A 24,160-nucleotide genomic window follows, 5' to 3' on the forward strand; every position below is an offset into this window, starting at 1 on the left:
ATTGAACTGGGCATACACAAAATCTTGTGAAGCTTTGTCTGGTTTGTTGTTTAGTGTAGTTTTAATATCGGGCATATTGATGTAGCCCAATTTTCCTTCTGCCTGAAGTACGATATGTCTTAAGGCAACCACACTTACTGCAGCTCTTGCATCAACGCCAAAACCTGCAAGATGGAATCTGTCGCTTCTTTCATTTCCCATCAGTTGAACATTGGATTTTGGCAGTAAAGCTCCAAGTCCTGCCCCGTAACTCACAAAAACATCAATATTTTTTTTGTCTAAAACATTGTGATATTTCTGAGCTCCAATGTTTATATAATTAAGACCATCAGTGTGCTCGAACATTAAAAAGTCGTTTCCACTTAGATCTACTTTGCCATTATTTACCATTCCTGCATATTTCGGATCATCAATGTGACCTTTAAAATTTACAGTCTGGTTTTGATCCATCACATATTTCATATGATCCATTCCTATGGTAATTCCGAAATTATCTTTCGGGAAATAGGTAATTCTATAATTTACCTGCGGAATTGTAATGGTTCCGGGATTAAAGTATGTTCCAAAATCAAACGGTGTTTGTCTGTCATTGGCAACTACTTTATCCAGCTGAAAATCATAACCATCTCCTTTAAAATGAATATCAGATTTGGAATATTTCGCATGATTCCAACCCCAAAATATCATTACCGAACCTTTTTTAAAAGGATTTACCTCTTTTCTTTCTGTAGTATTCTGTCCAAAAAATAAATTAGACACCAGCAATGCTACAGCAATCAACTTCTTCAAAACTTCAACCTCTATTAATTACTTGCTGCAGCCGGAATAGGTTCTGCATAATTTGCCAATCCGTAATTTTGTGTTAAACACAATTCAGGATTTTTAATGTGCCATTCAAATTCATCTCTGAAATGACGGATTGCTGCTGCAACAGGCCAAGCTGCCGCATCACCTAACGGACAAATGGTATTTCCTTCGATTTTTCTCTGAATATCCCAAAGCAAATCGATATCTTCCATTTTACCTTCTCCTTTCTCGATTTTTTTCAAAATCTTGTACATCCATCCCGTTCCTTCACGGCAAGGAGTACATTGTCCGCAACTTTCGTGATTATAGAATCTCGCTAAAGTCATGGTATGTTCTACAACGCATTGGTCTTCATCCAAAACAATGAAACCTCCTGAACCCATCATTGTTCCGGTAGCAAAACCACCATCAGCAAGAGATTCATAATTCATGTATCTTGGTTCACCATTTACGGTTTTCAATAATAAGTTTGCGGGAACAATCGGAACTGAACTTCCACCAGGAATACAAGCTTTTAGCTTTTTCCCGTTTGGAATTCCACCGCAATACTCTTCAGAATAAATAAATTCTTCAACAGTAATGGTCATATCAATTTCGTAAACTCCCGGTTTGTTGATGTTTCCGCAAGCAGAAATTAATTTTGTACCTGTAGATCTTCCAACACCGATTTTTGCGTATTCAGCCCCTGTAATATCGATAATCGGAACGATTGCTGCGATAGATTCAACGTTATTTACAACCGTTGGTCTTTCCCAAAGACCTTTTACAGCAGGGAATGGTGGTTTTAGTCTTGGGTTTCCTCTTTTTCCTTCAAGAGATTCCAGCAAAGCAGTTTCTTCACCACAGATATATGCTCCACCACCTCTTTGAACGTAAATTTCGCAATCGAAACCTGTTCCTAAGATATTTTTTCCTAAAAATCCTGCAGCTTTAGCTTCTTCAATGGCTTCTTCTAAAATATCAGGAATCCATGAATATTCTCCACGGATGTAGATATAAGAAACATTTGAACCTAAACAGTAAGATGAAATCAGCATTCCTTCGATCAATAAATGAGGAAGAAATTCCATCAAGTATCTGTCTTTGAAAGTTCCCGGTTCAGATTCATCTGCATTTACCACCAAGTGTCTTGGAACACCTTCCGGTTTTGCCAGAAAGCTCCACTTCATTCCTGTTGGGAAACCTGCACCACCACGACCACGAAGTCCGGAAGTTTTTACTTCTTCAAGAATTTCATCCGGTGTCATTTTCAAGGCTTTCTCTGCAGCTCCGTAACCTCCCTGTTTGCGGTAGGTTTCGAAGTAGCGTATTCCTTCTACATGTGCGTCTTTAAGTAAAAGTTTTTTACTCATTTTTATTTGCTTATTGCAATCAGCTTTTGCACTTCGACAAGCTCAGTGTGACAGCCTCTTGCATTAATTAGTATTAAACGTTAAGTGAATAATTTAAAATCTAAAAATTTAGAATTTAAAATTTCTATTAGCCCAAATCAACCTGTCCTTCTCTGCAAAGATCAAGGATTTCGTCAACTTTTTCTATCGTTAAATTTTCGTGAAAGAACTTACCTAGCTGCATCATGGGTGCGTATCCGCAAGCTCCAAGACATTCAGCAGGTTTTAAAGTAAACATTCCATCTTCAGTGGTTTGCCCGTCTTTTATATTTAATTTAGTTCTGATATGATCCAGAATTTTTTCGCTTCCACGAACCATACAAGGTCCGGTTCTGCAAACTTCCAAAACATATTTACCCACCGGTTTCATATTAAACATGGTATAAAAAGTAGCAACTTCGTATACTTCGATAGGTTTAATACTCAATAATCCAGCAACATAATCCATCACAGGAACGTCTAACCATCCTCCAAATTCTTTCTGCGCTAAATGTAAAACAGGAAGAAGGGCAGACTTTTGTCTACCTTCCGGGTATCTTGCGATGATTTTGTGTACCTGTTCTAAACTTTCCGGTTTAAAAGCTATTGTTTCGCTCATATTTAAAGATTTTAGATTTTAGATTTTAGATTTTAGATGAAAATCCTAATTCTAAAAATCCTATCAATTTTGTTATTATTTTAATTTGACATCAATCAAATTATATTTTTAAAGATTTTAGATTAATTTAAAATTCATAATCTAAAATTTATAATTTCTTATGCGTCTAATTCCCCCGCAATTACGTTCATACTACACATCGTAACGATCGCATCAGAAATTACAGAACCTGTAATCATTTCAGGATACGCTTGGTAGTAGATGAAGCATGGTCTTCTGAAGTGAAGTCTGTAAGGGCTTCTTCCGCCATCACTCACCAAATAGAAACCTAATTCTCCGTTTCCGCCTTCTACAGCATGGTAAACTTCTCCTTTCGGTACATCGGTTTCTCCCATTACAATTTTGAAATGGTAAATCAAAGCTTCCATTTTTTTGTAAACGTCTGCTTTTTCAGGAAGATAAAATTCAGGAACATCTGCGTGGAAAGGTCCTTCAGGAAGGTTTTCGTATGCCTGTTTGATGATTTTAATTGATTCCCAAACTTCCTGCTGACGCACCATGAAACGGTCGTAAGTATCACCAGAAGTTCCTACAGGAATGATAAAATCAAAATCTTCGTATGAGCAATATGGCTCTGCAACTCTTACGTCATAATCAACTCCACAAGCACGTAAATTCGGACCTGTAAAACCATAGCTCAATGCTCTTTCTGCTGAAATTGCACCTGCACCAATGGTTCTGTCCATAAATATTCTGTTTCTCTCCAATAGATTACAGAATTCCTGGAATCTTGGTGGGAAAGTTTTAAGGAAATCTTTCAGCAACTCATGGAATTTTGGAGTGAAATCTCTTTCGAAACCTCCAATTCTTCCCATATTGGTAGTCATTCTAGCTCCACAGATTTGTTCATACATGTCATAAATACGCTCTCTTTCGATGAACATATAAGTAAGACCTGTAATTGCTCCTGCATCCATTCCGGTTACTCCGTTGCAGATCAGGTGATCTCCGATTCTTGCTAATTCCATTAAGATGACACGCATATAATCTACACGTTTCGGAACTTTTACACCAATCAGCTTTTCAACCGTCATGTGCCATCCGATATTGTTAATTGGTGCAGAACAGTAGTTCATACGGTCTGTAAGCGTGGTGATTTGAGCATAATTTCTTCTTTCAGAAATTTTTTCAAAAGCTCTGTGGATATAACCAACGGTTTGCTCGGCATGAAGAATTCTTTCACCGTCCATTGTAAGAACGTTCTGGAAGATTCCGTGTGTTGCAGGGTGAGTAGGTCCCAAATTCAGGGTGTACAATTGCCCGTCAATCTGTTCTTTACTGTCGTGTTGGTTAAGTATATTAGATAATGAGTTGTCTTTCATAATATATAATTGATAATTGATAGTCGATAATTGATCATTAATCAATCATCATTAATCATTTATATTTTTATCTACCAAACATGCTGTCGTTCTTATCTGTTCTTGTACCATCTTCAAGACGGTATTCTTTCAGCATCGGGTGATAACCAAGATCTTCCATATTCAGGATGGGTCTCAGATCAGGATGTCCTTTAAATTTAATTCCGAAGAAATCAAAAGTTTCTCTTTCCATCCAGTTGGCTCCTGCATAAAGATCCGTAAGAGAATCTACTTCAACATTTTCTCTTGACATAAAAGCTTTTATACGGATTCTGAAATTCGTCATCATATTTTGCAGGTGATAAATAACCCCGATTTCTTTATCAGGAAATTCCGGGTAATGGATTCCACAAACATCGGTAAGGAAATTAATTTCCAATGATGAATCTTTCAGATAATGAATTACTTTTTTGATGTCGTCTTTTTTAATCTCAACATTCAGCATCCCGTAAGATTCTGAGCTCGAAATTACAGATTCCGGAAATTCTCTTGTGATTGCTTCTAATACAAATTCGTTCGTCATTTCCGTTTTATTAATTGCTAATGTTGTAAGAATCTAAAAGCTTCTGGTATTCAGGCATATCTCTTCTTCTGATGCTTTCACTTTCTGCCAAAGCCTGAACCTGCATTACACCTTCAATAATCTGCTCCGGTCTTGGAGGACAACCAGGAACGTAAACGTCTACCGGAATAATTTTATCAATTCCCTGTAAAACCGAGTATGTATCAAAAATACCTCCGCTTGAAGCGCAAGCTCCAACAGCAACTACCCATTTCGGTTCTGCCATTTGAGTATAAACTTCTTTTAAAACAGGACCTAATTTTTTAGAAATAGTTCCACAAACCATCAACATATCTGCCTGTCTTGGTGAGAAAGAGTTTCTTTCCATACCAAATCTGGATGCATCATAAGTCGGGTTTAACGTAGCCATGAACTCGATACCGCAACAAGAAGTAGCAAATGGAAGAGGCCAAAGTGAAAACTTTCTCGCCATCCCGATTACACTGCTCAGTTTCGTTGCGAAAAATCCTTCTCCTTCAAATCCTTCCGGAGCGGGTGCATCTGTTCTTATTATTGGTTTTTGATCTGACATTTTTTTAATTTTAAGATTTTAATTTAGATTACTAATCACCGCAATTGTTAATACTTACTTCATTGAGTTAATCTAAATCTCTTATTTGAAAATATAATTACTTATTTATCCCAGTCTAATGCGCCTCGTTTCCAGACATAGAAAAATGCAAGGAAGAAAATGGCAACGAATGTAAGTACCGCAAAAAAGCCTTCAAGACCAAATTCTCTGAAGTTTACAGCGTAAGGATAAAAAAATACGATTTCGATATCGAATAATACAAACAATACCGCAGTTAAGAAGTACTTAATTGAGAATGGCGTTCTTGCGTTTCCTTCAACAGGCACACCACATTCCCAGCTTTGGTTTTTTACAGAATTTCCTTTTTTCTGCTTTGGTCCCAGGAAATGAGCTCCAAGCAAAGAAATGGCTACAAAACCCACTGCAACACCGGCTTGTATAAGGATCGGAATATAACTTTCAGGTAAATTCATTTTTACATTATTATCTCAAGTTGCAAATTTAGGCAATAAACAATAAAGCATGAAATTAATCATCTTAAAAGTCTGATGAAAATAGAGAAAAGTGATAATTTAGAATCAATAAAAATTAGCTTTTGATTATAATTTTTTTAGTATGTGTTTTCCCATTTTTTGTACTTAATGATAGTAAGTAGTTTCCAGAAACAATACCTGATATTTCTAATCTGACAATGTTGTTTTGATTTGAGAAATCTTTTATAAGCCTTCCTGAATTATCATATAGCCGAATTGAGATAATTTCACTACGCTTTATATTGGTTTGGACAATAATGTTGTTTTTTGCAGGATTTATTACACTTAAATAATCATTGTCAAAATTTTTTTCCTCAGTGCTGAGAATAGGTATACAGCTAGAGTTTGTGGAAGTTAAATTATAAGATGCAGCTGCGCCATAAATATTGTGATTATAGGTTCTTATGGCGTTTCCTAGTTGTTTATTAACCATGTCAACTTCATAAAGTGTCGAAATATATTGAAAAGATGAATTTATACTATTGCTCAAAATATAAGCCTTTGAATGCGTTCCATAATTTATGGAAAAACCGGCATATAAGCTGGGTAAGTTTATGTTCATGAAAGGGCAACTTTGTGCAGGATTGGCCATATTAATTTCAAGTATTCCAGTTGTAGTAAGGAGAAAAAGTCTGTTTTCATAGAAGAAAAGATCTCCTCCTGCAGTATGTGAATTAGGTATTGTTCCTAAATTAGAGAAAACACCTGTGTTGGTGTCATATCTGACCAATATATTACTCCCGGCCAAAGCGTATAAAAAATTCCCGGAATCAGCTGTAAGTGAGTTAGAACCATACGTTACTCCTTGATTTGTAGAAAAATCACCCAGATAAGTACAATTGGAAGTTGTAGTACTTTCTTTGTATAATAGACCAGCTTGTGATATGTAATATATATTGTTAGAGCTGTCAATAGCAATATCTGAATAAGAATTCATATTAGCAGATGGAACGCAGGCGTTTTGAGATACTTCAGTAGAATTACTAATATTAAATTTATATACTTGATTGGTTGAAGGAGAACCTGCGATGGTATTCACATAATATTCCTGACAGTAAATGTGTGTTGAATTAAATAATAAGCTAATAAGGGTTAATTTTAAAATTTCTTTCATACCAATGTGGCTCAAAAATTTCTGATTATTTATTCATAAAATTATGATTAAAATAAATTGGATTATATTATTTTTTCATTTTTTTTAACACAGTAAATGCCATAAATGAAATATAACCGAAAAGCACACTTGCATAAACAATGTTTACAAGTGTATTCATTCTGTCATCGGGTAATGCAAAAAAGATATTATACACTACAAAACCAGCAATAAGAACTGCGAAAATGATAAGGTGTGGTTTCATATTAGAATTTTAAAGAATAGGTTCTCCTTCTTTTATGATTTACGGGATTGTAATCCTGCCAAAGCAACTGCACGCTTTTGTTCTCTTCCAGTTCCGGATTGGTTTCCGCGAAATCGATTCCCATACTGTTGAAGCGTACAAAAATTTCTTTAAAAATAATAGCCGTCACACCACGTCTCTGATATTCCGGATGAATTCCGATCAGGTAAAAATTGGCACGGTCGTTTTTCTTTTGAGCCTGTAAGAAATGCCACCATCCGAAAGGGAAAAGTTTTCCTTTTGATTTTTGCAAAGCTTTGGAATAAGAAGGCATTGTAACGGCAAAAGAAATCAGTTCATTATGTTCGTCCACTACGCAAATTACGTAGTTTTTGGCAATCATCGGGAAGAATTTCTCTTTATACGTTTTAATTTGCTCTTCAGAGATAGGAGTGTAGGTTGAAAGATGTTTATAAGTTTCGTCAAGCAGCTTAAACATGGGTTTTACGTATGGTAAAATCTCTTCTTTGCTTTTGAAGTCTAAAACTCTTAAGTTGTATTTTTCTGCAATCAGTGAGCTGAATTTTTCTACTTTTGGAGGAAGTACTTTCGGGAAATTCATTTCAAATTCTACCCATTCTTTTTCTTTTTCAAGCCCGATATTTTCAATGTGTTTCGGATAATACTCATGGTTGTAAATTCCAATCATGGTCGCAATTTTTTCAAAACCGAAAGTCAGCATTCCTGCTTTATCGAGATTGGTAAAACCCATTGGTCCTTCAATGTTGTCGATCTGATGTTCTTTAGCGTAATTTACAGCTGTGTCAATTAAAGCTTTTGAAACTTCTTCGTCATCAATAAAATCAATCCATCCGAAACGAACTTTTTTTATCCCGAGTTCTTTTTCTTCTTTATGATTGATGATTACTGCAATTCTACCTACAATTTTGCCATCTTTTTTAGCTAAAAACTGCTTTGCTTCAGAATATTGCAGTGCAGGGTTTTCCTGAGGATTCCAAACATTAATTTCATCTTTTATAAATGAGGGTACATAATATGGATTGTTTTTGTATAAATTCATTGGGAATTTTACAAACTGCTTTAAATCTTCGGGAGTTTTTACTTCAAGAATGGAAACTTTCGACATAGTTTTCAGGTAAATTGAACCACAAATATAATTAATAAAACCTGAAACTTTGGCACAATTTTTACATCAGTTAGTAGAATTATTATATTTAAAATAAAGTAAAATGACGGGTTATTATCTTATTATAGGAATTGCGATGCTGGTAAGCTGGTTTGTTTCCTCAAGATTAAAATCTAAATTCGAATACTATTCAAACGTACATCTCAGAAACGGAATGTCTGGTAAAGAAGTTGCCGAAAAAATGCTGAGAGACAACAATATTCACGATGTACAGGTAATTTCGATTCCCGGTCAGTTGACAGATCATTATAATCCTGCAAATAAAACAGTCAATCTTTCGGAAGGAGTTTATATGCAGAGAAATGCAGCAGCAGCAGCTGTTGCGGCTCACGAATGCGGTCATGCTGTTCAGCACGCTGTAGGATATTCTATGTTGCAACTGAGATCAAAACTGGTTCCTGTTGTGAGCATCAGCTCAAATTTAATGCAGTTTGTTATTATGGGAGGTATTGTTGTTATGGCAATGAGCGGTAATAAATTAATACTTTTAATCGGCGTAATTATGTTTGCGCTCACCACCTTGTTTGCATTTATCACATTACCTGTAGAGTATGACGCAAGTAACAGAGCGATGAAATGGCTGAAAGATACAGGAACGGTAACTGCAGAAGAATTTGTCGGGGTAAAAGACAGTCTTACCTGGGCTGCACGAACTTATCTGGTGGCGGCGATCGGCTCTTTGGCTCAGTTATTATATTTTGCATCTCTATTAATGGGAGGCAGAAGGGATTAGATTTAATTTTTTGGATTAAAAAATATATTGCATTTCAGATCGTTTCTGAGATGCTTTTTTTATGCTTCAAAAATTCATTTAATTTTGATATTTTTGATTTGTATGAAAAATATAAACTGGAAGCTTGAGTCTGAACATCAGCAAGTACAACTTTTAGTAAGAGTTGTTGCGCTGTTTTGGTTTGCTACAAAGATCTGGAGTTTTAAAACATGGATTCCGGACCGGCTTTATCCTGTAGTTCCTGTTTTTGATTTCTTTAATTATATTCCGTTTATTTTTCATTATTTACTATTTGCAGCTTCACTGATTATGTTGCTGTTTTTTTCTTTCTATAAAAGAAATCGCAGGTTGATGATCTGCTTTTTAGTCATAGAAATATTAAGTTGTATGCTTGATGCGGTGAGATGGCAACCTTGGGAATATATGTATTTGTGCATTTTTCTTATTTATTTTGTTAATTTCCACAAGCAGAAAAATATAATTGCATTAATGCATCTATTTTTAATATCGATGTATTTGTTTAGCGGACTGCATAAACTCAACAGAGGTTTTTTCTCTTCTTTTTGGATGGACATGGTTCTTGTGCAATATCTTGGATTTTCTTTCAGTACAATTTTAAAATACAAACTTTTTTTCGCTGGGCTCATCATTCCTTTTCTTGAAATAGTATTTGCAGCATTACTGGCTTTCTCTAAAAACAAAAAAAGAATCAGTTATTTTTTAATGCTGATTCATTTAACTATTCTTATCATTATTGGTCCTTTCGGACTCGATTACAATTCTGTTGTCTGGTTTTGGAATATCGCTTTAATATGTATTCTTCTTATTGTTTACAACAAGCCGTTTAAAATTGATATCAAATCATTTTCAGTCAGAAATTTTTATTGGCTGATGTTGTGGTTTGTAATGCCGGTTTTAAGCTTTTTCGGCARATGGTATCAGTATTTTTCATTCAACCTGTATTCCGGGAAAGGAGAGAAAATGTATGTCTGTTTTTCATCAAAAGAAAAAATGCAGCATGAATTTGGCGAAATTACAGGTGATAAAGATTTACAATGCATTAATCTTCAAAAATGGGCAATGAAAGAAATTAAATCTGCGCCAATTCCCGAAAAGGAAATTCACTTAAAAATAAGAGATCAACTAAAAAAGAAATACGGAAAAAATAAGGTGAAAATAATGCTGTATAATCCTGAAAATAAAAATGTTACAGAGCTATAATTATTCGATGATTTTACATCTCACATGTTGAATATTATTTAAAGAATCGACAATATCATCTTGATGCTTGGTTTTTATCCTTGCTAAAATAACTGCTGTTTGTTGAGAATCAAAATTCAGAACCTTTGCATCAAATTTTGAGAGCAAGGTAAAAATAAGATTCTGCTGGTTGAACTGAAACTGGATCTCAATTTCGCTTTCCAGCTCTTTCGTAATGATATTGGCTTCTTCTAAAGTGTTTTTTGCCGATTCTTTATAAGCTTTTACCAATCCTGAAACACCCAGCTTTGTTCCGCCGTAATAACGCACGCTGATTACTAAAACATTGGTGATTTCGTTGGCCAAAAGCTGATTATAAATCGGTAAACCTGCGCTTCCGGAAGGCTCTCCGTCATCATTTGCACGATAATTTTCTCCATTTAAACCCATTCTGAAAGCATAGCAATGATGCGTCGCTTTCGGATGCTCGGTTTTTATTTTATCTAAAGCATTTTTAAGTTCCTTTTCATTATTAACCGGAAAAGCAAAACCGATAAACTTGCTGCCTTTCTCTTTAAGCAGAGTATTTTCGATTGGTTTTTCTATGGTTTTGTATTCGTGCAGCATTTCTTCGGCTTCTTAATTTTTATAAAATTCAATGCTATTGTCTCTAAAATCTTGAATTTCAACAGGCGTTTCACTGAATCTCGGAGCTTTTGTTCCGTTTTCCAAAACCAAATTTTTATTTTTAATAACAATCGTTTCGTCCCACAAACCTGCATCGATAAATTGTTGAAGAACCAGACTTCCGCCTTCCACGATGATCGACTGTATCTGAAGTTCGTGCAGTTTTTTCAGCATATTCTCAATGAAATTTTCCCTTGAAGTTTTGATGAATTTTATATTTCCTTCTTCTCCTTCTTTTACAGAATTGAAAACCAAAGTTTCCGCTTCTTTGTTGTAAATATTAAAATCTCCGGGAACTTTTAAATCAATATCAATCAAAATTCTGATCGGGTTTCTTCCTACAATTTCTCTGGTTGTAAGACTTGGGTTGTCTCTCAAGGCAGTCATGGTTCCAATCAAAATAGAATGCTCATTATTTCTTAGTTGATGTACAAATTGTTTTGTTAAAGAATTACTGATCTGCGTTGGCTTAAAATCTTTATCCATAAAACGGTCGCCGGATTCTGCCCATTTTAAAATAATAAAAGGTCTTTTCTTTTCGTGATATGTGAAAAATCTTTTATTTAAATCAACACATTCCTTTTCCAGAACTCCGGAAACAACTTCAATTCCTGCATCCTGAATGATTTTTTTACCTTTTCCGTTCACTTTGTCATGAGAATCCATCGCACCAATAACTACTTTTTTGAATCCCAATTCTACAATTTTCAAAGCACACGGCGGAGTTTTTCCGAAATGCGCGCAAGGTTCCAGAGAAACGTAGATCGTAGATTCAGAAATGAGATTTCTATCTTCAACGGAATTAATCGCATTGATTTCTGCATGATTTTCGCCGRCTATATGATGATAACCTTCACCGATTATTTTACCGTTGTGTACGATCACACTTCCAACGAGTGGATTTGGATAGGTGTTTCCGATGGCTTTCTGAGCGAGCTCAATGCATCTTCTGATGTAAAATTCTTCTTGCATAAGATAAAAAAAGCGAATACAAATTTCTTTGTTTCGCTCTATATTTTACTTTAATTTTAATTATTCTCCAGAAATAATCGAGTGAAGATTCTGCTTTAAAGTCTCAAGATGAGCTCTCTTGTCATCGATTGTATTGTAAGTTTCTCGTAAAAGAGGGTTTTCTCTTGACGGGTTTTTGAAGAATGAAAGGTTGTTTTCCAGTTTAACAATTTCCGCCTCAAGATCCGAGATCTGGCTCTTTATTTTTCTTGCTTTATCGGTCAATTGGTTTTCAGATAAGCCATCTTCTTTCAGCTCAAGTTCATTAATCTTATTCAGCTTAAGCTTTTCTCTCAGCGTTCTGTTAAACTCAGAATTGATCGACATCTTGTCTCTCGGAACTTTACCGATATTATTCCAGGAAGTTTTTATCGCTTCTATTTTTTCGATGCTGCCTTCGTCATTTGAAATCATTTTCAGCTCTTCAAGAATATCTTTTTTAAGCTTGTAGTTTTCTTTCCAGTTATCTGTAGAAGCACTGCTTTTTTCTCTGTAATTATTGAAGAATGTGTTGCATGCATCACGGAATTCGTCCCAGATTTTATTGGTCATGCTTTTCGGAACGTGCCCGATTTTTTTCCAGTCTTCCTGAAGTTTTTTAAACAAAGTCACTGCAATATCCCAGTCTTCAGAATGCATATTGTCTTTTGCAGTCTGTATAAGCTTCATTTTCTCGTCAAGATTTTGTTGCTGAGAACCTTTCAGAGATTTATAATAATTGTTTTTTGTAGTATTAAAGCCTCTTAAAGTAGATTTAAAATCATTCCAGTTGTTGTTGGATAATTTTCTTGGGACGCTTCCTGTTTTCAAAAATTCTGAACGCAATTCTTCAACTCTTTTGATCGAATTTTGCCAGTAATTATGATTCGGATTGTCTTTTGGCTCAGAAAGTTTCTTGATTTCTGCAATGATTTCATTTTTCTTCTCAAGATTGGCGTTCTGTTCTGTCTCAATAGCTGCAGAAAGTTCGGTTTTTCTTTCGTGAATTTTATTTGAAATCTCTTTAAATTCTTCCCATGTTTTCTCACGGAATTCTTCTGCGACAGGCTCTGCTTCTTCTTTCCAAAGCTTGTGAAGATATTGAAGCTCGTTTAAAGCTTTTTGTACAAGCGGCTCGTTTTCCAGCTCTTTTGCTCTCGCAATAATGTGCTGTCTTTTTTCGAGGTTGTGGCTGTATTCCTGCTCAAGAAATTCTTTATTTAAATCCAGCATCTGGTAAAACTGATTCAGATGGTGGAAGTAATTGTTATTTAAAATTTTAAACTCAGATTTTGCAACCTGACCTGCATTTGACCATTCTTCTTTGATCTCTCTGATCGATTTAAAAAGATTTACACCTGGCTCAGAATTGGTGTAAAGATTTTTAAGCCTTTCGATAATGCTTTGACGCTGATCCAGATTTTTTTTCTGCTCTTCTTCCTGGTTTTTCTGAAAATTATCATGTTTTTCTCTGAAAATATGAATCAAACCTGAAAGTTTAGATTGAGAAGGATGTTCGTAGCTGAAATTTTCGGCTGCATTTCCTGCATCGGTATATTCATGCTTTTTGTCTTCCACCTCATCATGGATCGTATGATTTGCTTTATCTTTTAATGCATTAAATTCTCGGAATCTTTCACCTGCATTATCAGAATTGATGATTTTTTCCATTTCTTTCAGCACATCGGCAAGAGACAGATCGGCAATAGAATCGTGATGAGAAGCATCATGATCTTCTTCGTGATGATTTTCTTCCGTATTCTGATTGTTTTCTACTGTTTCCTGATGTTCTGTAGACGTTTTGTGTTCTTCGTTTTCAGAAAGATTATTTTCTGTTGTCATAGCAAATCTTTTATGATAATGGCGTTAAATTCTTAAAGCGAGCTAATATAAGCCAATTAAGTTACTAATTTATGTTATTTTTTTTTAAACGACCAAATTTCCCAAGCTTTTTCTGCCTGTTGTTCCAGCATATAAAATCCGTTGACGGTTTTTGCCCCGTTTTGTGATGAATTTATGATAAATTTGCTATGCTCAGGATTGTAAATCAGATCGATCACCAAATGCTGATTGGTAAGGGCTTCAAAAGGAAAATCCAGGCAATCTTCCGTGTTGGGAAAAGTTCCTACCGGAGTGCATTGGATGATTATTTTATTTTTTGAAACTGTTTCAGGATCTAAGTTTTCAAAATTAATTTCAGATTTTCTCGAAATCGTCTGATACGGAATCTGATGTTTGTCTAAAACATACTGTACCGCCTTTGCAGCGCCGCCATTTCCTAAAACCAATGCCGATTCATGATGTGATTTTTTGTGTGCAACCAATGTTTTTTCAAAACCAAAAGCGTCTGTATTATAACCGGTTTTTTTTCCATTTTCAATTAAAACACAATTCACAGCGCCTATTTTTTGAGCTTCGTCACTCAGTTCATCAAGATAATTAATAACTTTCTCTTTATAAGGAATCGTTACGTTAAAGCCTAAAAGATTTGGTTTTAAAAAAAGTTCTTTCACTTCATCGATTTCCTGTAGATCAAAAATGTCGTAAGAAAAATCGCTGAGTTTCTTCTTTTTAAATTTATCTTCAAAATATTTTTTTGAAAAAGAGTAGGAGATGTTTTTCCCGATCAGTCCTAATTTGTTGCTGGAATCCATACATCAAAAGTAAAAAAAAGACCGATAAAAACCGGTCTTAATTTTTGAAAATATTTGTTGTCTTACTCTACAATGAATTTTGTAGTGTTGTTGTCTGTTTTCAGGATGTAAACTCCTTTAGCTAACCCGTGAAGATTAATTTTGTTTGAATTCTTGAAAGGATTTGTAATATTCTTGATCAATTTTCCTGAAAGGTCATAGATTTCAGCTTTAGAAACTTTGTTCAGGTTTTCACCTTTTACAAATAATTCGTGGTTTTTAACCGGATTCGGATAAACGCTGAATGCTTTTTCTTTTGAGTTTTCAACTGTTGATAAAGAACCTGCACAAGTCCATGTAAGATCATCGATTGCTACTCGGTTTGAAGAAACAGGGTTGATCAATTTAATTACTACGTTTCCTGAAACGTTAACATTAATTTGGGTAGTTGTAACTGTCTCACTGTATGGAATTGTTCCTACAGTTGTCCCGTTTATTTGTAAATTTAAAGCCGATGTTGAACCTCCGAATTTACGTTGTGTAGTTACGGTAAGTGTTTGAACACCTCCGGAAATAGAACTGCTTGTTAAATCACCATTCTGAATAGTAATTGCTTTTCCAGTAATGGTTTGATCGGTTCTTGCGTCAGTTGCAGTCCATGTAATTCCATTATTAGTCCATGTTCTTGTTGAATAGCTTGATGAAGATGCAGGAATGGTTTCAAAATCTTCAGTTCCACAAGTTCCTGTTCCGCCACCTGATCCAGCAAGTGTGGTTTCTGTAGCGGTGTTGCTTTGAGGAGAAGAATTTCCTGCTGCATCTTTAGCGATAACATTGAAATTATATAATGTTGAAGGATTTAAGGTTTGAACAGTTGTAGAAGTTCCTGTAACTGTGGTTTTAAAAACATTATTTGCATACACGTCATAAGCTGTAACGCCTACGTTGTCAGTAGCTGCAGTCCAGCTTAATGCAACTGTCGTTGAAGTTGGGTTGTTTGCCACTAAGTTTGTTGGAGCAGTAGGAGCTTGCGTATCTGTAGTTGGTGTTCCCCAAACTAAATTTACATAATTTGGATTGTCAATATAAGGATTTCTGTTTCCCTGATACGTGTACGAAGCGTTATTTCTTCCGATTTCTGCAGGAGAAACGGGGTCTAAATTATGCCATGCAATCAGCTGATTCAATTCCCATGTCTGCAAACCGGGATATGCAGATCCTCCCAACATATCTCCTGAGTTAAAGCCTGATAATTGAGATTCATATCGTGTTACAAAATAAAAAATCATCCTTGCGACATCACCTTTGAACTCATCGATTGGTTCAAAAACTGTCCCTGAATAATCTGCTGAAACAGAATTTCCTAGTTTTGAGCCGTTTAAAGAAGTAAAAGAAGCGGTTCCTACTTTACCGAAAGGGAAATTTGATCTCATTCCGTTTACTTTACCATCCGTTGCTCTGATGAAATGGATGTCATTTTTCATTGGCGAAGCTTCGTTAAACAAGCTTTGAGGTACAATATGTTCTCTGTTATAACAATCTCCCTCATTACTGTAATTTCCACATTGATTGGTGTTGTAAGTGAAATTGTAAGGATCTGCAGCAGTAGGTCTTTCAGAATAAATATCTAAAATAGTACCGTCGTTTTCATAATAATAATCTCTGTCGGTCGTTTGATAACCAGTCCAAAGACCATTGTAGCCGTGGTCTTGGTGACCGTTTGAAATAATATTTTTTAATTGGGTTTTCAAAGCCGCACCAGTGCCGGTTGCACTGTTGTAATATCCCGCAGGAGCTTGAGCTAAAGCACTGATACTGATCAGAGTTAGCAAAAATGAATGTAAAATTCGTCTCATTTTTTCTAAATTGGACGGCAAATTTACGAATAAATAAAAATATAAAATATTAATTTTTAGTAATATAGTCTTTGCTGATTTTAGAAAAGAACCACGAAATAGCAATTCCAAAGACTGAAGCGATGGCGGCAACGATTAAATAATTTTCACTAACAATTTTTACAGGGAAAGGTAAATCTTCCACAGCCTTAAATAATTCAGTATAAATTTGGAAAAAACATAAAGCAGTTCCTAAAATAAGCCCTGAAATGATTCCGAGAATAACGATGAGGATTCCCGTATAAAAATAGGTCATTCTGAGATGAGTTAAAGGAAAACCTAAAGAAATAAGAGATTTTGCCTGTTGTTTTTTGTCAAGCTGCAAAATAATGATTGCTCCCGCAAGATTGAATGTGGTGATGAAAATAACCAAAGCGAAAATTAGATAAATAAACAGTTTTTCGGTATTGATCATTTTCCAGAAAGCTGCGTTTTCTTCTTCTTTTGTTTTGATTTCAATGTCTTTTCCTAAAGTTTTCAGCAGGTTTTGCTTTACAGAATCAATGTTTTCCGGATTTTTAAGCTTAATAACGATTTGATAAGCCGAGTTTTTAGGGAGGTTTAATAATTCTTCTGCCAATTCTACAGGAGCGATAATGTAATTGTTGAGCTGCTCGTTTCCGGGAAAAACTCCACAAACGACAATTTCTTTTTTATTATAAATATCTTCTTCCTTATTGATGATTCCCGTTCCGGGTTTAGGCATGAAAAGTGTTGAGAAATCTGTGTTTGAATCTACCGGGATTCCCAATCTGTTCTGAAGCGAATGCTCAATAATCACTTCATTGCTGTATTCAAATGCAGGGTAACTTCCGAAAAAAATAGTTTTGTCAACTGGGTTTACTTTAATATAAGCAGAATCAACTCCCCGAAGATAGGCGATATCACCTTTGCCGTTAAAATTGATGTACGTTTTTTCTTCTATTATTCTTGAGAAGCTTGAAATTTCTTTGTTGCTTTTTAAAACAGAATTTATTTTGTCTAAATTTTTCAGCGTTTTTCCCGATGTGCTTTTTATGGTTAAATCGGCATGAAGATTAGAAATTAAAGCCTTATTAAAATCTTCAAGCCCGGAAAAAACAGAAATGATGACAAACATTGCAGCCACAGCAACACTCATCGCCACGGCAGCAAGCCACGTAATGAAGGTTACGGCAGTGCTTCCTTTTTTAGATAAAAGGTAACGCGATGCAATGTAAAATGCAATGTTTTTCAATATTTCTTATAAAACAGGATTGTCGCCTTCGCCTCTCAGCTCTCTTTCGATTTTCTCTACATCATCGAGCGTGGTATCAAGATAAAAGCTCAATTGTGGAATAATACGCACTTGCTTTGCCATTTTCTGACCAATGAAGTTTCTGTATTGCGCCTTGTTTTCTTCAATTTCTTTCATAATTGAAGAGCGGTGTTCCTGAGGGAAAATACTTAAATAGATTTTAGCGATTCCCAAATCCGGAGTTACTTTCACATCAGAAACCGAAACAAGAATACTTTGCTTGCTTTCCGACGCCTGTTTGCGGAAAAGTTCTGCGAAATCTTCCTGTATAATCTGTGCTACTTTTCTTTGTCTGTTGCTTTCCATAATTTATGCAAATTTAGTACTTTTGTTTGAATTGCTAATTTGAAAATTGATTAGCAGCCAAAAAAATATATTTTACATTTATGAAATTAGAACATATCGGTATTGCAGTGAAATCTTTGGGAGTTTCTGATGAACTTTTTACCAAGCTTTTAGGAAAAGAATCTTATAAAAAAGAGACTGTAGAAAGAGAAGGTGTAGTAACCTCATTTTACGAAACAGGTGAGAGTAAAATTGAACTTTTGGAAGCCAGTAATCCTGAAAGCACAATTTCAAAATTTATTGATAAAAAAGGGGAGGGAATTCATCATTTGGCATTTGGCGTAGAAAATATTCTGAATGAAGTAGAAAGATTAAAAAAAGAAGGATTTCAGTTTATCTCTGAAGAGCCTAAAGAAGGTGCTGATAATAAATTAGTTGTCTTCCTGCATCCGAAATCTACCAATGGCGTTTTGGTAGAACTTTGCCAAGAAAAGCCATAAAAAATTTTGTAGTGAAAGAAATTTTACTATTTTTGCAAACACAAAATTTAACCAAGTTTTGAGGTCCTATAGCTCAGTTGGTTAGAGCACCTGACTCATAATCAGGTGGTCCCTGGTTCGAGCCCAGGTGGGACCACGCAAAGCACTCTTTTTGAGTGCTTTTTTATTTTCTATAATATTTAATTTTAAAGTATAATTATAAATAACAATATCGATTATAGTTAATACTTTTAATTCCATAACTTTATTGTTTCAAAAATCATAACAATGTCTATAACAAACGAACAGGAATTGATCGGAATGCAAAAAGTAAGCGAAGCTGTGGCTTTTACTTTAAAGGAAATGATGAATTATGCCGATGTGGGAATGACGACCAAAGATCTTGATGAGTACGGAGCAAAGATTCTCTCAGATTTTGGTGCGAAGTCGGCGCCTTTTCTTACCTATGGATTTCCGGGTTTTACATGCATCAGTGTAAATAACGAGTTTTGTCACGGGATTCCTAGTTCCGAAAGAGTTTTGAAAGAAGGAGATTTAATTAATATTGATGTCTCTGCAGAGTTCAATGGATTTTGGGCAGATAACGGAGGTTCTTTTGTTATAGGAAAAGACACTAATCAACATCAGAAATTGGTAAATGCATCTAAAGAAATTTTAGAAAAAACAATTTACAATATAAAAGGTGGTGTAAAAATCGCAGACATCGGATTCTTAATGGAAACTGAAGCTAAAAAAAGAGGCTTTAAGGTCATTAAAAATCTTAATTAAATAAATCTTTTTAAATAACAATAAAACCTTTCATTTTTATGGAAGGTTTTTCCTAAATAATTCATACTGAATCTATTTTAATTATATTTTTAAATGGGATGTGTTAAAAGTGAATTATTTTGAATAAAATTAAATTATTGGCGTAAACTTTGATGCTTTTCAAACTTTAAATTATCATTTTAAAAACCAAATCACCAAATCTTATAACATATGAAATTTAAAGTACATTATTTGTTAATGGCATCGGCGATGTTTTTAGCAAGCTGTTCTGATGACATCGAACAGCCTACCGAAGAACCCGGAAACGAGGCAATTTATCCGCCCGTAGAAACCAATCCTGCAAATACAAACTATCCTCCTGCTTTTGCCGGACAAACAAGAGTAAATGGCGTTAAAACACAAACACCTTACAGCAGTACGGTTTTAAGCTCGTCATTAACGGCTCCGTGGGGAATTACAGCTTTGCCGGACGGAAGATTGCTGATCACCCAAAAAGGCGGAACGATGCGGATTGCAACTAATACAGGAGCTTTAAGCAGCCCGATAACGGGAATTCCTGCCGTAAATTCTGCCGGACAAGGAGGTTTGCTGGGACTTTGTATAGACCCTCAATTCTCTACAAACAGAATGATTTACTGGGTTTTCTCTGAAAATGTTGCAGGCGGAACGCAGACTTCCGTTGCAAAAGGAAAGCTTTCACTTTCTGAGACATCCATTGAAAATGCTGTGGTTATTTACAGGGCAAATCCGTCTTCTTCTGCAGGAAATCTGCATTATGGAGGAAGAATTTTATTTGATTCTACCGGAAATCTGATGGTAAGTGTAGGAGAACGTTCTGATCTTTCTACAAGACCATTTGCACAGTTGGTTACGGCTGCGATCGGTAAAATTTTAAGAATAACAAAAGACGGAGCTCCGGCTCCCGGAAATCCTACTTTTAGTCAGGCAGGAGCTTTGCCGGAATTGTATAGCATCGGTCACAGAAATCCGCAGGGACTTGCAATTCACCCTGTAACAGGAGAATTATGGCAAAGCGAGCACGGTCCTCGCGGCGGCGACGAAATTAATCGTGTTTTGCCGGCAAAAAATTACGGTTGGCCTACAATCACTTACGGAATAGAGTATAGCGGAGCGGTTATCGGCAGCGGAATTCAGCAGCAAAACGGAATGGAACAGCCTGTTTATTACTGGGATCCTGTGATATCACCAAGCGGAATGACGTTTTATAAAGGAAATAATATTCCGGAATGGCAAAATAGCCTGTTTATAGGCTCTCTTAGCGGAATGCATATCGTAAGGCTCGTTATTAAAGATAACAAAGTAATGGGAGAAGAGCGTTTGCTGGTCAATGAAGGGCAACGTTTCAGAGATATTACGCAGGGAATGGATAATGCATTGTATGCGGTAACCGATGCAGGAAGGCTTTATAAAATTCAAAGACAATAGATTTAATTTTTTTTAGTACATAAAACATCAGCAGAAATGTTGGTGTTTCTTTTTTTATAATTTTTGATCGATTACGAAGTCTTTAATTTATTTTTTTAGGATTTTAATAATTAAAATGGCAAAACGTTTCTTAAATTAATGCGTAACTTTAGTAAAAATAAACTTATGCAGATAGAAACACGTACCTTGAAAGTAGATGATTATGAAGAGCTGGTAGATACCATGCGAAGGGCATATCCATTAATGTCAGAATATGTCTGGTCTAAAAAAAGTATTGCCAAGCTGAATAAAATTTTTGAAGCCGGGCAAATCTGCATCACTGTAGACGGAAAAATTGCAGCTGTTGCTTTGTCTATTATTGTTAATTATGATGAGTTTGATGATGATCATACGTATAGCGATATCACAGGGAATTATTCCTTTAATACTCATATTTCAACAGGAAATGTCTTATACGGAATTGAAATTTTTGTAGATCCGGAATATCGTAAACTAAGATTGGGAAGAAGATTATATGATGCCAGAAAAGAGCTTTGCGAATTATTAAACCTGAAATCCATCATTTTAGGCGGAAGAATTCCGCATTATCATAAGTACAGCAGTGAGATTTCGCCCAGAGAATACATCAGACGAGTAAGAGACAAGGAAATTTATGACCCTGTGCTTTCTTTCCAGCTTTCCAACAATTTTTTGCCGATAAGGGTGCTTAAAAAATACCTTCCGGAAGACGAAGCTTCTCATGAAAACGCCGTTTTACTTCAATGGAATAATATTTATTACAGCAAAAAACCAAACACAATGCAGGACAGCGTTATCCGTTTGGGATTGGTGCAGTGGCAGATGAGGCAGTTTAAAGACATTCATGCTTTTTATGAGCAGGTAGAATTTTTTGTGAATGTAATGGGAGATTACAAATCGGATTTTGTACTTTTCCCGGAATTGTTCAACACTCCTTTACTGGCACCGTTCAACAATCTTTCAGAACGCGACAGTATGATCGAGCTGGCAAAAATTACAGAAGAAATTAAAGCGAAAATTTCAGAACTTGCGATCAGCTATAATGTGAATATTATTTCTGGAAGCATGCCGATTTTTGAAAATAACGATTTATACAACGTAAGCTATCTTCTTCACCGTGACGGAAGAATTGATGAATACAGAAAAATTCATATCACACCCAATGAAAGAAAGTATTACGGAATGAAAGGCGGAAACGAAATAAAAGTTTTTGATACCGACTGCGGAAAAATAGGTCTCGTCATTTGCTATGATGTAGAATTTCCTGAATTACCAAGAATTTTGGCAGATCAGGGAATGAAAATTTTGTTTGTTCCTTTTCTTACCGATACTCAGAATGCATACATGAGAGTGCGTCACTGCGCTGCAGCAAGAGCCATTGAAAACGAATGTTATGTAGCGATCGCAGGCTGCGTCGGAAATTTGCCGGGTGTGAACAATATGGATATCCAGTTTGGGCAGGCTGCAGTTTTCACGCCTTCAGATTTTGYTTTTCCGTCGAATGCGATAAAAGGTGAGGCCACTCCGAATACAGAAATGACGCTGATCGTAGATGTAGATTTAAATTTATTAAAAGATCTTCACTACAACGGTTCGGTTCAGATTTTAAAAGACAGGCGAACAGATTTGTATGAAACGTATTTAAAATAATTTGTATTAAAATATAGAAGCACTTCATCTGGGAAGTGCTTTTTTGTTTTTAAAACTAAAATTATCTTTTTATCATTTAAGCAGCCTTTGAATTATAATTCTTTCCGCAAACCAGGCAATAAAGATCTTCACGCCAAATCCTGTTGATTTTATAATTTAAAACCGTGTTAATTTCCTGAACAATATTTATATTTTGTGCTGTTTTAGATCTTTCAGTTTTAAATTTTGATGAGGTATCTTTATTAATTTTTGCAGTTATATTTYCCTGGATTTTATTTTGAGAAAAAGTATCTTGTTTCACATTATTTTCAGCCTTCAACTCTGTGTTTTGAGCAAAAATAAAGTAACCGGAAAACACAAAAAGAAAATATAAAAATGGTTTCATTGCTTATGATTTACAATTATTAAAAGTAAGAAAAATATATTTACTTTTCTCGTATTTGTGATTATTTAATTATGGTTTTGTGCCATAAATTCCTGTTGCACAACCGTAAAAATAATTTTCCGAATTTACATTAAGCCCGTTTTTCTCAAATATTTCCTGCGCACGGCTGCAGTTTTTGAAGTTTTCAGTATAAATCCAAAGCATTTTGTAAAATTTCTTTTGCCAGAATTCCCAGTTGCGCTTCATTAAACGTTTTTAAGCGGTCAATAACATTTAAATTTTCATTCGATTTTCCCAATTTACTGAGAAACTGCTTTCTCCATCGAATCGAAAAACCAAACGAAGTAATGTAGTTCATCCTTTCGTAGGAACCCGACATTTGGTTGAAAAGCTGTTTTACAAATTTTGGTTCGTAGATGTTATTCATTTTCGGAGAAATTATGGCAATTTATAAATAATACGCTCAATATCAAAAATCGGATGATCTTAAATTGCCACTTTCTGCTTCATTGCGGTTAATCTTCTCTTTTCTGCAAAATTCTTCCCTGTGCATCAAAAACCACTTTCCATTCCTGAGAATAATTTTTCAGTTCGGTTTTGTAGATTACTTTTCCGCCTTCTGAAATTTTCTTGATGTCATCGGTTCTGTAACCTTTAAATGATTTGTTGATAGATGTTAAAACAGCTTTTGGAAGATTATTTTTAGAGATTTCTTCTTCATGTCTTACCAATTTTCCGTCTTTAGAATACAAAACTTTGTGGTCGTCGCCCAAAAATCCGGTTTCAAATTCCACTTCATAAAGATTTCCTTTGATTTCCCATTCGATGTCAGAAGCTTTTGAAAAAGTTTTTTGAAAATGATTTAAAATCACAGACGGAACCTCGCTCTGATGAATATCCTGCGCCGAAATCTGGTTGAAACTTAAACCTAAAATACTGATTGCTACAATTAAATTTTTCATATCGTTAAATTTTATACCGCTAATTTCCGATACGATTCTGGAAACATTTGGGAAACATTTTAAAAAGTAATAACTATTAAGATTGTTGAGGCTTTAAGTAAAATAAATTTCTTAAGATTAAATTTTCTCTCGCAGATTAAACTGATTTAGCAGATTTTATTGAGGCATGATTTGCAAAATCTGCGAGAGTCTTAGATCCTGTTTAAAATTTATTTAATCTTTTTTATAAACTATCTCTTAATTCTCTAAACGAAATAAACTTTGTTTATTCTTATCTTTAACATTAAGAATTTTAGATAGTTAAGCTGAATATGATTAAGGCAACAATGAATTGTTTTTTATTA

26 protein-coding genes, 1 tRNA gene and 1 pseudogene are annotated in these 24,160 nt (G+C 35.0%); 7 read left to right on the plus strand and 21 right to left on the minus strand.

Annotated elements, in window-relative coordinates; translation table 11 throughout:
- The 10 genes from AB4Y90_RS04640 to AB4Y90_RS04685 all read right to left on the minus strand — a co-directional run.
- Window positions 1-789, minus strand: a 789-nt coding sequence (locus tag AB4Y90_RS04640) for a hypothetical protein (RefSeq protein ID WP_441556272.1), incomplete at its 3' end; no start/stop codon positions are given.
- 14 nt (window positions 790-803) lie between these two features.
- Entirely contained in the window at window positions 804-2,159 is a 1,356-nt protein-coding gene (nuoF, locus tag AB4Y90_RS04645) for an NADH-quinone oxidoreductase subunit NuoF (protein ID WP_441556274.1), read from the minus strand.
- 127 nt (window positions 2,160-2,286) lie between these two features.
- The gene (locus tag AB4Y90_RS04650) at window positions 2,287-2,796 is read right to left on the minus strand and encodes an NADH-quinone oxidoreductase subunit NuoE family protein (RefSeq protein ID WP_441556275.1); all 510 of its coding nucleotides are present in this window, start codon (window positions 2,794-2,796) and stop codon (window positions 2,287-2,289) included.
- Window positions 2,797-2,954: 158 nt separating this feature from the next.
- Window positions 2,955-4,178, minus strand: a complete 1,224-nt coding sequence (gene nuoD, locus AB4Y90_RS04655) for an NADH dehydrogenase (quinone) subunit D (RefSeq protein ID WP_441556276.1) — start codon at window positions 4,176-4,178, stop codon at window positions 2,955-2,957.
- 67 nt (window positions 4,179-4,245) lie between these two features.
- Window positions 4,246-4,740: an NADH-quinone oxidoreductase subunit C gene (locus tag AB4Y90_RS04660; RefSeq protein ID WP_441556277.1), complete on the minus strand. Its 495-nt coding sequence runs from the start codon at window positions 4,738-4,740 to the stop codon at window positions 4,246-4,248.
- A 10-nt stretch (window positions 4,741-4,750) separates the two neighbouring features.
- Window positions 4,751-5,311, minus strand: a complete 561-nt coding sequence (locus tag AB4Y90_RS04665; protein ID WP_007844976.1) for an NADH-quinone oxidoreductase subunit B — start codon at window positions 5,309-5,311, stop codon at window positions 4,751-4,753.
- 101 nt (window positions 5,312-5,412) lie between these two features.
- A complete protein-coding gene (locus tag AB4Y90_RS04670; protein ID WP_047482647.1) occupies window positions 5,413-5,784 on the minus strand; it encodes an NADH-quinone oxidoreductase subunit A in 372 nt (123 codons plus the stop codon).
- A gap of 115 nt (window positions 5,785-5,899) precedes the next feature.
- Window positions 5,900-6,958: a T9SS type A sorting domain-containing protein gene (locus AB4Y90_RS04675; RefSeq protein ID WP_441556278.1), complete on the minus strand. Its 1,059-nt coding sequence runs from the start codon at window positions 6,956-6,958 to the stop codon at window positions 5,900-5,902.
- 67 nt (window positions 6,959-7,025) lie between these two features.
- Window positions 7,026-7,202, minus strand: a complete 177-nt coding sequence (locus AB4Y90_RS04680) for a hypothetical protein (protein WP_441556279.1) — start codon at window positions 7,200-7,202, stop codon at window positions 7,026-7,028.
- Between the two features lies 1 nt (window position 7,203).
- Window positions 7,204-8,328: a GNAT family N-acetyltransferase gene (locus AB4Y90_RS04685; protein ID WP_441556280.1), complete on the minus strand. Its 1,125-nt coding sequence runs from the start codon at window positions 8,326-8,328 to the stop codon at window positions 7,204-7,206.
- 103 nt (window positions 8,329-8,431) lie between these two features.
- Here AB4Y90_RS04685 and AB4Y90_RS04690 point away from each other — a divergent pair, with 103 nt between their 5' ends.
- Both AB4Y90_RS04690 and AB4Y90_RS04695 read left to right on the plus strand, forming a co-directional pair.
- Window positions 8,432-9,121 (plus strand): zinc metallopeptidase, encoded by a 690-nt coding sequence (locus AB4Y90_RS04690; protein WP_441556282.1) that lies wholly within the window; start codon window positions 8,432-8,434, stop codon window positions 9,119-9,121.
- Window positions 9,122-9,223: 102 nt separating this feature from the next.
- Complete coding sequence (locus tag AB4Y90_RS04695; RefSeq protein ID WP_441556284.1) at window positions 9,224-10,342, plus strand: hypothetical protein; 1,119 nt, start codon at window positions 9,224-9,226, stop codon at window positions 10,340-10,342.
- On the opposite strand, the gene AB4Y90_RS04700 is transcribed toward AB4Y90_RS04695, so the two are convergent.
- The 7 genes from AB4Y90_RS04700 to rbfA form a co-directional block, all read right to left on the minus strand.
- On the minus strand, window positions 10,343-10,948 hold the full coding sequence (locus AB4Y90_RS04700) for an IMPACT family protein (protein ID WP_441556285.1): 606 nt from the start codon (window positions 10,946-10,948) through the stop codon (window positions 10,343-10,345).
- A 12-nt stretch (window positions 10,949-10,960) separates the two neighbouring features.
- Window positions 10,961-11,980 carry a bifunctional diaminohydroxyphosphoribosylaminopyrimidine deaminase/5-amino-6-(5-phosphoribosylamino)uracil reductase RibD gene (gene ribD / locus AB4Y90_RS04705; protein WP_441556287.1) on the minus strand — a complete coding sequence of 340 codons (1,020 nt, stop codon included), beginning with the start codon at window positions 11,978-11,980 and terminating at the stop codon, window positions 10,961-10,963.
- 60 nt (window positions 11,981-12,040) lie between these two features.
- Window positions 12,041-13,840 (minus strand): DUF349 domain-containing protein, encoded by a 1,800-nt coding sequence (locus AB4Y90_RS04710; protein ID WP_441556289.1) that lies wholly within the window; start codon window positions 13,838-13,840, stop codon window positions 12,041-12,043.
- A 74-nt stretch (window positions 13,841-13,914) separates the two neighbouring features.
- Complete coding sequence (locus tag AB4Y90_RS04715) at window positions 13,915-14,652, minus strand: shikimate dehydrogenase family protein (RefSeq protein ID WP_441556290.1); 738 nt, start codon at window positions 14,650-14,652, stop codon at window positions 13,915-13,917.
- A 62-nt stretch (window positions 14,653-14,714) separates the two neighbouring features.
- Window positions 14,715-16,487, minus strand: a complete 1,773-nt coding sequence (locus AB4Y90_RS04720; RefSeq protein ID WP_441556291.1) for an endonuclease — start codon at window positions 16,485-16,487, stop codon at window positions 14,715-14,717.
- Between the two features lie 49 nt (window positions 16,488-16,536).
- Window positions 16,537-17,742: an ABC transporter permease gene (locus AB4Y90_RS04725; protein WP_441556292.1), complete on the minus strand. Its 1,206-nt coding sequence runs from the start codon at window positions 17,740-17,742 to the stop codon at window positions 16,537-16,539.
- Between the two features lie 6 nt (window positions 17,743-17,748).
- The gene (gene rbfA, locus AB4Y90_RS04730) at window positions 17,749-18,108 is read right to left on the minus strand and encodes a 30S ribosome-binding factor RbfA (RefSeq protein WP_265429175.1); all 360 of its coding nucleotides are present in this window, start codon (window positions 18,106-18,108) and stop codon (window positions 17,749-17,751) included.
- Window positions 18,109-18,188: 80 nt separating this feature from the next.
- On the opposite strand from rbfA, the gene mce reads away from it, so the two are divergent.
- From mce to AB4Y90_RS04755, 5 genes and pseudogenes are all read left to right on the plus strand, one after another.
- Window positions 18,189-18,587, plus strand: a complete 399-nt coding sequence (gene mce / locus AB4Y90_RS04735; RefSeq protein ID WP_441556293.1) for a methylmalonyl-CoA epimerase — start codon at window positions 18,189-18,191, stop codon at window positions 18,585-18,587.
- A gap of 62 nt (window positions 18,588-18,649) precedes the next feature.
- A tRNA-Ile gene (locus tag AB4Y90_RS04740) sits at window positions 18,650-18,723 on the plus strand.
- A gap of 131 nt (window positions 18,724-18,854) precedes the next feature.
- Window positions 18,855-19,349, plus strand: a pseudogene (locus AB4Y90_RS04745) (M24 family metallopeptidase); the annotation flags it as partial.
- Window positions 19,350-19,565: 216 nt separating this feature from the next.
- On the plus strand, window positions 19,566-20,801 hold the full coding sequence (locus tag AB4Y90_RS04750) for a PQQ-dependent sugar dehydrogenase (RefSeq protein WP_441556294.1): 1,236 nt from the start codon (window positions 19,566-19,568) through the stop codon (window positions 20,799-20,801).
- A 165-nt stretch (window positions 20,802-20,966) separates the two neighbouring features.
- Window positions 20,967-22,469, plus strand: a complete 1,503-nt coding sequence (locus AB4Y90_RS04755) for a GNAT family N-acetyltransferase (RefSeq protein WP_441556296.1) — start codon at window positions 20,967-20,969, stop codon at window positions 22,467-22,469.
- A gap of 76 nt (window positions 22,470-22,545) precedes the next feature.
- On the opposite strand, the gene AB4Y90_RS04760 is transcribed toward AB4Y90_RS04755, so the two are convergent.
- The 4 genes from AB4Y90_RS04760 to AB4Y90_RS04775 form a co-directional block, all read right to left on the minus strand.
- The gene (locus AB4Y90_RS04760) at window positions 22,546-22,854 is read right to left on the minus strand and encodes a hypothetical protein (RefSeq protein WP_441556297.1); all 309 of its coding nucleotides are present in this window, start codon (window positions 22,852-22,854) and stop codon (window positions 22,546-22,548) included.
- A gap of 69 nt (window positions 22,855-22,923) precedes the next feature.
- Window positions 22,924-23,058 (minus strand): hypothetical protein, encoded by a 135-nt coding sequence (locus tag AB4Y90_RS04765; RefSeq protein WP_441556298.1) that lies wholly within the window; start codon window positions 23,056-23,058, stop codon window positions 22,924-22,926.
- The gene (locus tag AB4Y90_RS04770; protein ID WP_441556299.1) at window positions 23,039-23,281 is read right to left on the minus strand and encodes a class I SAM-dependent methyltransferase; all 243 of its coding nucleotides are present in this window, start codon (window positions 23,279-23,281) and stop codon (window positions 23,039-23,041) included. Before AB4Y90_RS04770 ends, AB4Y90_RS04765 begins: the two co-directional genes overlap by 20 nt.
- Before the next feature lie 88 nt (window positions 23,282-23,369).
- Window positions 23,370-23,816 (minus strand): PepSY-like domain-containing protein, encoded by a 447-nt coding sequence (locus tag AB4Y90_RS04775; RefSeq protein WP_441556300.1) that lies wholly within the window; start codon window positions 23,814-23,816, stop codon window positions 23,370-23,372.
- Between the last annotated feature and the right edge of the window lie 344 nt (window positions 23,817-24,160).

Source organism: Chryseobacterium sp. 2TAF14 (genome assembly GCF_052115105.1).
Classification (GTDB): Bacteria; Bacteroidota; Bacteroidia; order Flavobacteriales; family Weeksellaceae; genus Chryseobacterium.